The 15,321-nt window shown below is 32.4% G+C and carries 4 protein-coding genes; 2 read left to right on the plus strand and 2 right to left on the minus strand.

The genetic code is table 11. From position 1 onward, the window contains the following. Nucleotides 1-4: 4 nt before the first annotated feature. Both P161_RS0116620 and P161_RS0116625 read right to left on the minus strand, forming a co-directional pair. Nucleotides 5-2,554: a DUF559 domain-containing protein gene (locus P161_RS0116620; protein WP_026778022.1), complete on the minus strand. Its 2,550-nt coding sequence runs from the start codon at nucleotides 2,552-2,554 to the stop codon at nucleotides 5-7. A gap of 159 nt (nucleotides 2,555-2,713) precedes the next feature. Then, nucleotides 2,714-11,191, minus strand: a complete 8,478-nt coding sequence (locus P161_RS0116625) for an SdrD B-like domain-containing protein (protein WP_081817055.1) — start codon at nucleotides 11,189-11,191, stop codon at nucleotides 2,714-2,716. 668 nt (nucleotides 11,192-11,859) lie between these two features. Here P161_RS0116625 and P161_RS0116630 point away from each other — a divergent pair. Then, entirely contained in the window at nucleotides 11,860-13,071 is a 1,212-nt protein-coding gene (locus P161_RS0116630; protein WP_026778024.1) for an RsmB/NOP family class I SAM-dependent RNA methyltransferase, read from the plus strand. Nucleotides 13,072-13,144: 73 nt separating this feature from the next. Then, nucleotides 13,145-15,319: an endonuclease gene (locus P161_RS19205; RefSeq protein ID WP_155810492.1), complete on the plus strand. Its 2,175-nt coding sequence runs from the start codon at nucleotides 13,145-13,147 to the stop codon at nucleotides 15,317-15,319. Nucleotides 15,320-15,321 lie beyond the last annotated feature (2 nt).

A 15,321-nucleotide genomic window follows, 5' to 3' on the forward strand; every position in this document is an offset into this window, starting at 1 on the left:
AAATTTAACTGATATTACTCCAAATTTTAGAAGATTTACTCATTTTAACAAAAGCTTTGTAAATTGGTTCGTTTTCTTTCTTTGATAAATTAGGATCTTCCTGCAAAACTTGAATAGCTGTATTTCTTGCAGCAGTTAAAATTTTAGAATCTTTTACAACATCCGCAATTTTTAAGTTTAAAACGCCACTTTGCTGTGTACCCATTAAGTTTCCTGGTCCACGTAATTTTAAATCTACTTCTGCAATTTTAAAACCATCAGTGGTTTCAACCATTGTTTTTAATCGTGTTTTTGCTTCCGCAGATAATTTAAAACTCGATAGTAAAATACAATAACTTTGGTCTGCTCCTCTACCAACTCTACCTCTTAATTGATGCAGTTGACTCAAGCCAAAACGCTCTGAACTCTCAATAATCATAACACTTGCATTCGGCACATTTACACCAACTTCAATAACAGTTGTTGCTACCATAATTTGAGTTTCGTGATTTACAAAACGCTGCATTTCATGTTCTTTATCTGCAGGTTTCATTTTTCCATGCACAATACTTATTTGATATTTTGGTAAGGGAAATTCGCGAGAGATACTTTCAAATCCGTCCATTAAATCTTTGTAATCCATGCTTTCAGATTCCTGAATTAACGGATAAACGATGTAAACTTGTCTGCCTTTTGCTATTTCATCTTTCATAAATTTAAAAACCGATAATCTGTTGCTATCAAATCTATGAACGGTTTTTACTTCTTTTCTTCCTGGAGGCAATTCGTCAATTACAGAAATATCTAAATCACCATAAACAGACATTGCCAAAGTTCTAGGAATTGGGGTTGCAGTCATTACTAAAATGTGGGGAGGAAGAATGGCCCCTCCAACCTCCCCAGAAGGGAGGCTTTTATCACTGATGTCTTTTAATTGTTGTGTTATCTTTATTATTGTGTTTTCTATATTTCCTATTACTTCTTCATTTGTAAATCTAATTACTTTGAAACCTAATTCTTGTAGAATTTTTGTTCTTAAATCATCTGCTTCTTGCTGTTCTTTTGTATTGTGATATTTGCCATCAACTTCAATTATTAAGTTTTTTTCGATACAAATAAAATCAACAATAAACTCATCAATAATATGTTGTCTTCTGAATTTAACATCTAACTTTTTCGTCTTTATTTGTTCCCAAAGAATTTGTTCAGCCTCTTTAGTTTTGTTTTTACGTTCCAATTGCAATTCCTTCATCAATTTATACACTGATGGACGAGAAGTCATATATTTTTTACGCAAAGTTTGGGCTCCTTCCCTTTGGGAAGGTTGGGATGGGCCTCCTTTTTTCCAAAGCTTTGCTCTTTGAGCTACTCCAAACCTATGTTGTTCATCGATTATAGCAATTCCCAAATTTTTGAATTTTACTTTATCTTCTAACAAGGCATGTGTACCTATTAAAATGTGTAAAGTTCCATCTTCTAAGTTAGCATGAATTTCTTTTCGTTTTTTAGTTCTTACAGAGCCTGTTAAAATATCAACTTTAATATCCATTCCTTGCAATAGTTCTGAAACAGCAATATAATGTTGATTTGCCAAAATTTCTGTAGGAGCCATTATTGCAGCTTGAAAACCATTGTCAATTGCCAACAACATCGATAATAAAGCCACAATTGTTTTTCCTGAGCCAACATCACCTTGCAAAAGTCGATTCATATGCGCTCCTGAAGCTACATCTTTTCTAATTTCTTTTAAAACTCTTTTTTGTGCATTGGTTAAATCGAAAGGTAACTTCTCACTATAAAACTCATTAAATATAGGACCAACATTTTCAAATACAAATCCTTTTATTTTTGTTTTGTTGATGAGTTTTTTTCGTAATAATTGCAATTGAATAAAAAATAATTCTTCGAACTTTAAGCGATTTTGCGCCTTCGCTAAACTTTCTTGACTTTTAGGAAAATGAACATTTACATAAGCGTCTCTTTTTGGCATCAACTTAAAATCATCAATAATTTCTTTTGATAAAGTTTCTTGAAGTGAATCGTAGATTTGTTGAAGTAATTTCTGAATATAGTTACGAATCAATTTATTTGATACACCTGCATTTGTTAATTTTTCTGTGGATGGATATACAGGTTGCATTTTAGATTGCAACTTTTTTTTGTATTCTGTAACCAGCTCCATTTCTGGATGTGGAATACTAAAAGATCCATTATAATGATTCAGTTTTCCGTAAACCACATAAGGTTCATTTACTTTTAAAGAATCTTTGATCCATTTTTGCCCTCGAAACCAAACCAATTCCATGGTTCCTGTTGCATCTTGAAAAGTAGCTACTAACCTGCTACCTCTTTTTTGTGCCACCGATTTTACATGGGTTATTTTACCTACAATTTGTACTTCAGAAGAATTGGGTTGTAAATCTTTAATGGCATAAAATTGAGTTTTATCAATATATCTAAAAGGAAAAAAATTAAGCAAATCATTACACGTTTTTATACCTAATTCTGTATAAAAAAGTGCAGCTCTTTGCGAACTTATTCCAGAAATATATGTAATGGGTCTGTTTAAAATCAATTTTAAAAATTATAAAGAACGAAAATACATAAATCCTTATAAATTTTGATTTCTAAAATAGTTAAAACAAAAAAAGAGAGCCGATTTACATCAGCTCTCTTGGGATCAATAGTTCTAATTAATACCCCTAAAAATTATTTAAACTATTGATGTACTTTCCTATCTAAATAGAACTTTTGTGGTTCCATAGTTAGTCTCTGGGCTTGTTACATTTAATAACATGACTCCAGTTTTTACTTTAAAGTTAAACTCTAACTCGTTTTTACCTGCGTTTAACGTCGCTTTTTGACTGTAGATAATCTTACCAGTAATATCTGATAAAGTTACTGTAGCTTCTGTAGCTGTTTCACTGAATAATAACAAGTTTACATTTCCTTGAGATGGGTTTGGATAAGCCATAAACTCATTGTTAAACTTCTCTATCTTGTTTACAATCTGCCCTTCTACTGCTGTTTTTGCAAAACGAACATCTGAGATCTTTAAATCTAATTCTGTTGTGTTTGCTTCTACTGGTAAAAACGTAAACGTTAGCGTTGTTAAATCTTCTGCTGTTAATTTATCTTGCGTTGCACTTGATGCAAAGATATCAAAAGGAACATAATATGTTTGCTCTTCTTCAGAAAAATCTACCATAACTCTATACTGTGCTTTCCAATCTTGTACAGATGATTTGATTAAACCTAATTCCATCAATCCTGATCCTTTTGCTGTAAAAGCTACATAGTTATACTCAGAGTAATCTGCTGAAATAGTTCCAGGTAATAATGATTTATATACGGTTAAGTAATCATAATCACTTGTTGCTTGTACTTCAACATCTCTGTTAATAGCATATTCATCATCTTTATACTCTCTATCAAAATTATTCCATACAAAGTAGTTTTTAATTTCTGTATAACGCTTATCAAAGTCTAAGCCCCAGTTTCCATCTGCATGATAAAAAGCATCTTCTACTTCATTTTCTACTTTTACCAATCCATCATATTCATAGCCATCTGCGATATCTAATCGTAAACTTTGTTGAATCTCTGTGCTTAAAGTATTATTTCTGTATTTGATATTGTTTGCTGTTTCAGAATACAATTCTACCATAGATACTTCTGCAGTTTGTCCTTCTTCTGTACTTCTTAACATTACTACTAATTCAGCTTTATCTCTATAGATTTTAGAAGCGTACGTTTCTGGAACTTTCTGAATTTCTGTTTGATTCACAGGAATAAAAGAATTTAAATTCTCTAAAATATCCGCTACTAACTTTTGAGTATCTGCCGGCTTTGTAGACCATACTTGGAAGTTATAAACATCGTTAAACTTGGTATAGTCATTAACATACCAGTTTGTTTGAATCGTATAGTTTGTATCGTTATTGTTTTTGGCTGTTGCAAAAGAAATTGCATATTCTACAACTCCATTTCTTTGTTTAATTCCTTGCATTAAGAAATTATAGCCATTTACTTGTACAGTCTGAATATTTAAAATTTCTGCTCCTCTTAAACGATCACAAGATGCTTTGGTATGGTTGTAAACCTTATCTGAAGTTTTAATACCTAAAACAACTCCTTTTGTTTCGCCATCTAAAGAGAAATCTACTGCTAACACTTCATCTGCTGTGGTGATATCTAAAATATCTGTTGGTGATGTTATATTGGCTACATTTCCTGGAACTAGTTCTGCTGGAAACATATCTAACATTGTTTGTCCTTTTCCTTGATAAGGTTGTACAGACTTCATTTTAGATTTGTTATACAAGTTAGCTGCTGATTTTACAAATTCTGTTGGTACTGAATTTTTCTTTCTACCTACATACAACTTCGTTAAAGCATCTCCTAAAGATTCTGACTCGATTCCTCCATCATTTCCTGTATTTACCCCTACTGAAGAAATACCATAACCAAAATCTTGATTTAAATTATTCATACCAGTTGGTAAAGAAATTGTACTTGTATTTGGTGTACCAACGCCATCTGCATCAAATATTGGAATTAAATCCGCTATTGTTTTTCCTGATGGAATCCCTGAAGTTACAGTACTTAAATCCACTGTAATTGTATAAACTCCTACTGGTAAATCATCAAATAAATAATTTCCATTTGCATCTGTAGTCGTTGTTACATCATCTGCTGGGTTTCCTGGTGTTCCTGGATCTAAAGTTACTGTTGCTCCTCCTAATCCGTTTTCCCCTGCATCTTTAATTCCATCTCCATCTGTATCAAACCAAACTGTATCACCAATACTTCCTAAAACTCTACCTCTATATCCAAAGTCTTGATCTAAATTATTTTCTCCAGATACTAACGTTAAATTACTTGTATTTGAAGTTCCAACTCCATCTGCATCATAAGTTTGCACTAAATCTGCTGGGGTAACACCTGCTGGAATTCCTGCAGTTACTGTACTTACATCTACAGTTATTGTATAGTTACCTGCTGTTAAATTATCGAATAAATACGTTCCATCTGGTGCAGTTATTTGGATGCTATCATCTGCTGGGTTTCCTGGGGTACCTGGGTCTAATGTTACTGTTACTCCTGGTAAACCATTTTCACCTATATCTTGCATTCCATTTCCATTTGTATCATACCAAACAGTATCTCCAATTGAACCTGGTGCATAATAGCTAAAGTCTTGGTCTAAATTATTTTCTCCTGATGCCAAAGTTACATCACTTGTACTTGGTGTACCAACTCCATCTGCATCGTAAGTTTGTTCTAAATCTGCAACTAATACACCTGCTGGCAAACCTCCTGTTACAGTGCTTATGTCTACAGTTACTGTATAGTTTCCAAGTAATAAATCATCAAACAAATAATTACCATTTACATCTGTGGTAGTTGTTATATCATCTGCAGGATTTCCTGGAGTTCCTGGATCTAATGTTACTGTTGCTCCCTCTAAACCAGCTTCTCCTGGGTCTTGAACGCCATCTTTATCAGTATCGTAAAATACTGTATCTCCAATACTTGCTGGTGCATAATAACTAAAGTCTTGAGCTAAATTATCTTCGCCTGAAGCTAATATTACATCACTTGTGTTTGCTGTTCCAACTCCATCTGCATCGTAAGTTTGTTCCAAATCTGTAACAGTAACGCCTGCTGGCAATCCATTTGTTACTGTATTTATATTTACTGTTACTGTGTAATTTCCAGCTGTTAAATTATCGAATAAATAATTACCATTAGCATCTGTTATTATTGTTATATCATCTGCAGGATCTGCTGGAGTTCCTGGATCTAATGTTACAGTTGCTCCTTCTAATCCATCTTCACCTGCATCTTGCACACCATCTTTGTCTGCATCGTAAAATACAGTATCTCCTATTGAACCTGATGCATAATAACTAAAATCTTGGTCTAAATTGTCTTCACCAGCTGCAATAGTTACGTCACTTGTATTTGCTGTTGCAATTCCGTCAGCGTCAAAAGTTTGTGATAAATCTGCGACTGTTACACCTACTGGTAAACCTCCTGTTACTGTAGAAACATCTACTGTTACTGTATAATTTCCTGCTGATAAAAAGTTGAACAAATAATTTCCGTTAACATCTGTGGTGGTTGTAAAATCATCAGAGGCATCTCCTGGAGTTCCTGGATCTAATGTTACTGTTGCTCCTTCTAAGCCATCTTCGTTTATGTCCTGAACACCATCTTTATCAACATCGTAAAACACAGTATCACCTATGGAACCTGTTAAAGGAAGTGGTGTTGATGTTGGAGTATCCTCATCTGGAGTATCATCACTATCTGTTCCATCAGGGTCAATACCATCTGTTGAACTATCTGTAGTTTCATTACCTGAAGGTGATGTTCCTTTTGCTGTAGCAGTATTATCTACATTCGTTATAGCACCAGGAGTAACTGTAAAACTAATTTTTACATTACCAGAAGCTCCAATAGCTAAAGATTGACTTGCAGATAAAATATTACTTACTGCAGTTCCATTCCAACTACTATTAGCAGTTAGAGAGCCATCTGTTGCAGAAAATCCTGTTGGATTTAACCCTGCAAATTGAGTAACGATATCATCAAAAATTTGGATGTTATTTAAGACATCGTCCCCAAAATTTTCTACTGTTAATAAATAGGTTACTGTATAAGTTCCATCATTATTATTCGTAATTGTATCTACATTTTTTGCTAATCCTATAGATGGATTTTCTAGCGTTAATGTTGCTGAACTGATTTCTTCTAAACAAACTTTGTCTAAATGTGTTAGTTTTACAAAATATGTATTACCATTTAATCCATTTGTAGGATTTATAGTTAAGGAAGCTGTATCAGTGCCAGAATATACTCCTGAATCATTTAAAATTGCACCACCATTATTAGGATCACCTAAATACCACTGATAAACTATTCTACTTGAAGCATTACCAGTTGAATCATAAACAGGATTCCCATTTAAATAATTTGTAGCCATTTCTGCTGAACCTACAACCGTAAATGTTGCAGAACCACCAGGTACTGAAACTACATTAGATGGAGGTGTTGTTATAGCCAATTGATGTGCAATTGTTTCTTTACCATCTGTGCCATTATAACCACCTGAACCACCTGTAACTAAACCATCTGAATCGAAACCTGTACCATCTAATATACCATCGAAATTAGCATCTACTCCTCCAGATTCTTCAACATCTAAACAACCATCACCATCAGAATCTAAATCTTGTGAATTTGGAATACCATCTCCATCTGTATCTAAACAAACTTGGTTACCAGATAAATCTACATTTAAAACTTTTGCGCCATCATTTGTACCTGAAGCTGGACCATTAGAAAAAACTGAAGCTGTTAAACCATTTCTTAATTCTAATAAATATAAAACTCCAGAACTATTATTGCCTAAATAAATTTTACCATCTAATGTGCTATAAACTGCGCCATAAACACCAGCAGCTAAATTGGCAACAGAACCTACTAAGCTTGTTTGTTTATTTAAAGTGTCAAATTTATATAAGTTTGTTGTATTATTTTCTATACCATAAAAATTACCATCAGCAGCATTGTAAGCTATATCTGATATATTTACACTAGCAGCAGCAAAACTACTAACTTGTGTTTTGTAAGTTGGTGAGTTAGGATCACCATCTATTACTTGTACAGTAGTTTGCGAATTAATTACATATTGCTTTCTAATAGGATCAAAAGCTCCAGAAAATAATGAACTCGTAATTGGAAGCGTTTCTGTAATATTAAAAGTAACAGGATCTATTAAAACAATTTTATTTGTTGTTCTATTTACAGCCCAAAACAAACCATCTGCTTCGTTAATTGCAACTGCATTTGCTTGAAATGTTAAGTTTTTATGAGGTGTAGCAACTCCAGTATTTAAATCTACTAGAAAAACTGTTGAAGGATTTCCTTGAAATAAATAACCTTTATCGGCATTTGGAAATGTAGAAACTGCGTTTCCACAACCTTCATCTTCATCTAAAATACCATCATTATCGTCATCTAAATCACAAACATTATTTATGCCATCTGCATCTGGATCATTTGCAGTTACTACACCAACTGTTGCACCATCTGTACAAATATCAACTGGGCCATACGCAAAATCTTGTTCTAAATTATCTTCTCCTAAAGCTAAACTTACGTTACTTGTATTTGCTGTTCCAACACCATCATCATCAAAGGTTTGAGTTAATGTAACTCCTGCTGGTACATTAGTAGCTGTAGAAGTATCTACAGTTATAGTATAGTTTCCTGCTGATAAATTATCAAAAAGATAATTTCCATTGGCATCTGTTGTTGTGGGTACATCATCAGAAGCATCTCCTGGAGTTCCTGGATCTAATGTTACTGTTGCTCCTGCTATTCCTCCTTCAGTTCCATCTTTTGTTCCATTTTTATTGATATCATACCAAACTAAATCACCAATACTACCTAAAGAAGGAGTTACAGTTAAAGTAGCAAAACTACTTTCTGATATACAAGTATTTTTAGTATGAGTTAGAACTACATAATATTTATTTCCGTTTAAACCAGTAACATCTGAAATAGACAAGTTAGCAGTATTTGTATTTGAATAAACCCCAGTATCTGTTAATAACGTTCCTCCATTATTTGGATCGCCTAAATACCATTTATAAATAATACTAGCATTTGCATTTCCTGCAGTAGTATATAGTGGTGTTCCATTATTATAGCCTGTAGCTTCTTCTGAAGAGCCAACTACACTAAAAGTAACAGGTAGTCCTTGAGAAACTGTTTGGTTTGCTGGAGCTGTTGTGATAGCCATTTGATGCGCAAATGTTTCTCTTCCATTTGCTCCATTATAGCCACCTGTTCCACCAGTAACTAATCCATCAGAATCAAAACCAGTTCCGTCTAAAACTCCATCATTATTTGCATCAACTCCACCAGATTCTTCAACATCTAGACAGCCATCTCCATCTGAATCTAGGTCTAAATTATTGTCAATTCCATCTCCATCTAAATCACAACTTATAAAAGTTCCATATACTCTACCATCAATATAAGTATTACCATTTACTAGTTGAGACACAATGAAGTTATTAGGTGTATTTGCATTCCAAGTAAAGGCGTTAAAAGAATTTCCATTAAACAACTCTAATTCAAATAAAGGACCATTTGCCACTTTACTACCATACATTTTAACATCTAAATTTTCATCAATTACAAATCTTAAAATTGGGGTAGATGAATTTATAGCATTTCCAAATCCATAAATTTGTGGAATTGAGCCTTGTCCCCACTTTGAACCATCTTTAAAACGAATGTTTTGACCAGTAGGTGTACTTGATTGCTGAAATTGAATCTCTTGTGAAGTTAATGAAGTTCCATTAATGGTTAAATTGAAACTATTATCCAATCTAGTAATATCTAAAACAAAACCATTACCTACAGGTGATAAACTAAAATTAACAGAGTTACCATTTGCTACAGCAAACGGAGTTTCTCCAATTAAAACCTCACATTCTTCCGTATCTAAAATACCATCATTATCATCATCTAAATCACAAACATTATTTATACCATCTGCATCTGGATCATTTGCGGTTACCATACCAACTGTTGCTCCATCTGTACAAACATCAACTGGACCATACGCAAAATCTTGATCTAAATTATCTTCTCCTAATGCTAAGCTTACGCTACTTGTGTTTGCTGTTCCAACACCATCATCATCAAAGGTTTGAGTTAATGTAACTCCTGCTGGTACATTAGTAGCTGTAGAAGTATCTACAGTTATAGTGTAGTTTCCTGCTGGTAAGTTATCAAAAAGATAATTTCCATTGGCATCTGTTGTTGTGGGTACATCATCAGAAGCATCTCCTGGAGTTCCTGGATCTAAAGTTACTGTTGCTCCTGCTATTCCTCCTTCAGTTCCATCTTTTGTTCCATCTTTATTGGTATCATACCAAACTAAATCACCAATAGAACCTGGATTAAATATTCCAAAATTTACATTTGTTTTTAAAGTAGTAGTTATAGAAACCCCTATTTTTCCATTTGTATTTCCATCATTGCCTGAATTTGTTCCGATATTTTCTCCAGTATTTATCCAACCTGTTGGTAAGTTTGCACTTGTGCTTCCTGTAGAAGTAGTGTGCAAAACTACTGTATAATTTGAATTTGGGTCTAAATTTAAAAATTCATAAGAACCATCTATATTTATAGGTTTGGTTGCAATAATAACGTTAGAATTATTAAGCAGACTTGCATAAAGTTGGGTTCCTGAAGGATTTGATATTCCATTACCATCAACAGTATTATCTTGTAAAAGATCTAAATCGTTAAATACATTACCTATAAGACCTGGAACTAGTGGATTGTTTGGGTTATCATCATAAGTATTATCTGAAAGTCCATAAAACTTTACATCTGCATTACCATTATTGTCAATTCTAAAACCATAAATAGGTTGCGTTGTATTAAACAACTCAACATCCACAACTGAAAAGTATTGAGGTTGACTTGCATTTCTACCTGCTGAACCATATCCTAAATTCCAATCATATTTTTTATTTCCATTAGGTGAGTTTACACCATCTTGAAAACCAAATCTTAATTCTCTTGCAGAAGTAATTACATTTCCTTGTGCGTTAAGTGGCACAATAATAAAGTTTGTATTCCCATCTCTTTCACTTACTACTAAATGATCATCATTTGTTAAAGCTTTGGCCCATAAAATATCAAAATCTGCACCTGTAGGAATACCTGAAGAACCATCATAAAATAAATAGTTTAGAGCATTTCTACTTTTTACCATAACCTGCATTGCGTCTTCCCAAGCTGGAATTCCATTTGATGTTAAAGTTTCAGTACCCTCATTATAAACTCCAACCCCATTTGCTGAACTTGTAAAGTTATTATTTGTAACAAACGCCCCAGCTGCATTAAAAAAACTTAACGTTTTAATAGTACCTCCATCATTAATTTTTGTATAATTCATTAATACTGGTAAAGTAGTTTGCCTAGAAGCTGGAGCTCCAGCAGAACCATATCCATTAGTTTGAGTTAAAGTATTACCATTAAACTCAATTTGAACTTCTGTAATTTTTTTGTTATCAGTCCCTAGCTTTACGTTATACAACGTTTGTGCAGAAATAAACCCTGCAAAAAGGGAAAACGCTAAGACTAATAATAGTTTTAAATGTAGTTTTGTTTTCATCGGTGATTCTTTTAGGAGTGGTTTGGTTATTTAGAGATTTTTATTTCAAGATCTAAAATTCAAAAACCATTGGTTAATTTTTTTATAATTGATTTTAAATAAGTATTGTAAAACAATGAACTTAAATACATCAACAAAATCAAATTTTATGTAAAAGATTTTTTTGTTGAAAAGCTCTTTGCATTGGGTTTTTACAAGTACTATTGCTTAAAAGGTTATTTTGTGAAATTCATAAAAAGATATTTAGGGTACTGGTAATTTAGCTATGCTATTGGGTTTTTTAAAATTCTAATTCTTTATTTTGAAATTATTTACGGGTTCAAAATTAGTGTTTTGCCGAGTTAAGAAAACTAATTTTTCGATGACTTGACAACATTTTACGATGTTTAGAATTAATAAATCAACATAGGTTGAAAGATGAACTAAACATAATAGTTAAAATTAAATTAATACAGGGGGTGGGTTTTCTTGGGGAAATCTAAATTATACTAAATAATTGGGGAAAGGTTAATTATACTTTTTTACTAAAAAAACATAATTTACTGAGTGCTAAAGTATAACAATTTTATCTAACTAAAAAAATAAATTTTAAAAAAATACAATTAAAACTTATTTTTCATTTTTAAGAATACCTAATTTGTATCTTTGCACCCCATTATTAAAGAAAAATGAGATTACACAGAAATTTAACATTTGCTGTTATAGACAGTATTAGAGATATATTTAACGAAGGTGTTTATGCTGATAAAGCTGTAGAAAAAGCATTAAAAAGAGATAAGCGTTGGGGAGCAAGAGATCGTAAATTTGTTGCAGAAACAATTTATGATATTGTTCGTTGGAACCGTTTATACGCAGAAATTGCCGAAGTTAAACTACCTTATGATAGAGATAACATTTGGAGACTGTTCTCTGTTTGGTGTATTTTAAGAGGTATAAAATTACCAGATTGGAATCAAATAGGAGATGTGCCAGAAAGACGTATTAAAGGACGTTTTGCAGAATTATCAAAAATTAGAAAATATAGAGAGTCTATTCCTGATTGGATGGACGAATTGTGTGTATCTGAATTAGGAGAAGAAATCTGGACCAAAGAAATTGCTGCTTTAAATGAGCAAGCTAAAGTTATTTTAAGAACAAATACCTTAAATATCTCTAAAGAAATTCTACAAAAGAAATTAAAAACCGAAAATGTAGATACTGAGTTTGTACCTCATCATCCAGATGCTTTACTTTTACCTGAAAGAGCCAATGTTTTTAAAACAGAAGCTTTTCATAATGGTTTTTTTGAAGTGCAAGATGCTTCATCTCAATTAGTTGCTGCATATTTAGATGTTAAACCAGGTATGAAAGTAATAGATACTTGTGCTGGAGCTGGAGGAAAAACCTTGCATTTAACTGCCTTAATGGAAAATAAAGGTCAAATAATTGCGATGGATATTTACGAAAGTAAACTTCGTAAACTAAAAGTAAGAGCTAAAAGAAACAAAGCACATAATATAGATATGCGTGTTATTGATTCTACAAAACCTATCAAAAAACTTTATGGCAAAGCAGATCGTGTTTTAATTGATGCTCCTTGTTCTGGTTTAGGTGTTATTCGCAGAAATCCAGATTCTAAATGGAAATTACAACCTGAGTTTATCGATAATATTAAAAAAGTTCAGCAAGATGTATTACAACAATATTCTAAAATGGTAAAATCAGGAGGAAAAATGGTGTATGCAACGTGTTCTATTTTACCATCAGAAAATCAACATCAAGTTAAAACTTTTTTAGCATCAGAAGCTGGGAAAGATTTTACTTTTGCTAGCGATAAAAAAGTACTTGCTCATGTTTCTGGATTTGATGGTTTTTATATGGCACTTTTAGAAAAGAAGTAAATTTTACATTGTTATTGCGTCTTGTAAAATTAATCTCCTGAAAAAGAAATTGTTTTATGTTAGAAACAATTTTATGATTAAAAAAAATATCCTTTTATTATGTATTTTGAGCTCAACATTTTCGTTTGCGCAACAAACGTACTATAATGATGTTAATTTAAATTTAACTGGTCTTACTTTAAAAGAGGAGTTAGCAACTAAAATTATTAGCACACATTCTCAATTTTTGTTTTACGACCAAATTTGGGGCGCTAGTAAAATTACAGATGTTAACCCAAGCAATAACCAACAAGTTTTATTAATCTATGGTTTTGAAAACGGTTCAGATGCTGATGTAACCAATGATCGAGTACGTGGAATTGATAACAACAGTGGAAATTCAGGAGATTGGAATCGAGAACATGTTTTTTCTCAATCGTTAGGCACGCCTCCATTATCGGATGCTGGTCCAGGTTCTGATGCGCATCATTTAAGACCTGCAGATGCACAAAGAAACTCATCTAGAAATAACAGAAAATTTACAACAGGTTCTGGGTTTTCTGGTATTCAACAAAACGGAGGTTGGTTTCCAGGTGATGAATGGAAAGGTGATGTTGCAAGAATGATGATGTATATGTATGTGCGTTACAATAATAGATGCTTACCAACAAATATCGGCATTGGAGACAACTCTACTACTCCAGATGATATGATAGATTTGTTTTTACAATGGAATGTAGATGATCCTGTTTCAGATTTTGAAAAGAAACGAAATACTTATCATGAAAATACTACAAATCAAAATGCACAAGGAAATAGAAATCCTTTTATAGACAATCCTATTTTAGCAACTAGAATTTGGGGTGGCACAAAAGCAGAAGATTCTTGGGGAATTTATACAAGTAATGATTCTCAAGCCCCTTCTACTCCAACAAATTTAACTATATCAAATAACACTACTTTTTCAATTGATTTATCTTGGGAAGCATCCACAGATAATGTAGCTGTTTCAAGCTATGATGTTTTTCTTGATGGCAATTTATTTATAAATACAACCAATACATCTGTAACAATAAATCAATTAAATTCTGACACAAATTACACGTTTACTGTTTTAGCAAAAGACATCGTTAATAATACATCAGCTCAAAGTGAAGCCATTAGTGAATCAACTTTAAAAGATACAGAAGCACCAAGTATTCCTTCAAATATTACAATTAGTAATGAAACAACAACTTCTTTCGTTGTTTCTTGGGATGCAGCAACAGATAATACTGCAGTCTTAGAATATGAAGTTTTTTTAGATGGAAACATAATCACTTCAGTTTCAGAAACCATGTTTACAGTTACTAATTTAGCAACTGCCACATCCTATTCAGTTCAAATTTTAGCAATAGACAAAGTCGGAAATAAATCTGATTTAAGTGATACAATAATTGCAACAACAAATAGTAACAATACTAATGCTACTGAAATTTTCTTTTCAGAATATCTGGAAGGGTCATCAAACAATAAAGCTTTAGAACTAGTAAATTTAACAGATGCTGATATTGATCTAAGTCCTTATAGTATAAAAAGACAAAGCAATGGAGGATTAAATGGTGCAGAATGGGAGTTCAATTTTCCGCTTTCAGGAAAAACAATCAAATCTCAAGATGTTTTTGTAATTGTAAATGAAGCTGCAGGAGAACACCCAGCAAGCAAATCTCAAAAAGGAAGAATTGCTGGAGATTTTTTAATTGCAATTGCAGATTCTATTCGAGTACATAATGGAGACACTAATTTTGGAGCACCACTAAATTTTAATGGAGATGACCCAATAGGCTTATTTAAAAACGATATTTTAATCGATATTATTGGTACTTATAACAGTGGTCAAATAGCATTTGGAATCGATAAAACGTTAAGAAGAAAAATAAATATCACACAACCAAACATTAATTTCGACTTATCAAACGAATGGGATGTTGTTGATAAAGACAATGCCGATGATTTTGGGCAACATAGTGCAATTGTTCTTTCAACTACTTCTTTTTCTAAAAACGATATACAATTTTATCCAAATCCTGTAAAGGACTTTATAAATATAACTAACAAAACAAATCGTGAAATAAAACACATTACGATTTATAATATGTTAGGAAAAAAAGTTTTTTTTCAAAAAAATCCTACTCATAATATTAACATTAAAAAAATATCAAAAGGAATCTATATGCTTACTTTTGAAGTCGAAAATAAAATGTATAAATCAAAAATAATTAAATATTAAAA

Origin of the sequence: Polaribacter sp. Hel_I_88, from assembly GCF_000687935.1 — a bacterium.
Taxonomy (GTDB): Bacteria; Bacteroidota; Bacteroidia; order Flavobacteriales; family Flavobacteriaceae; genus Polaribacter.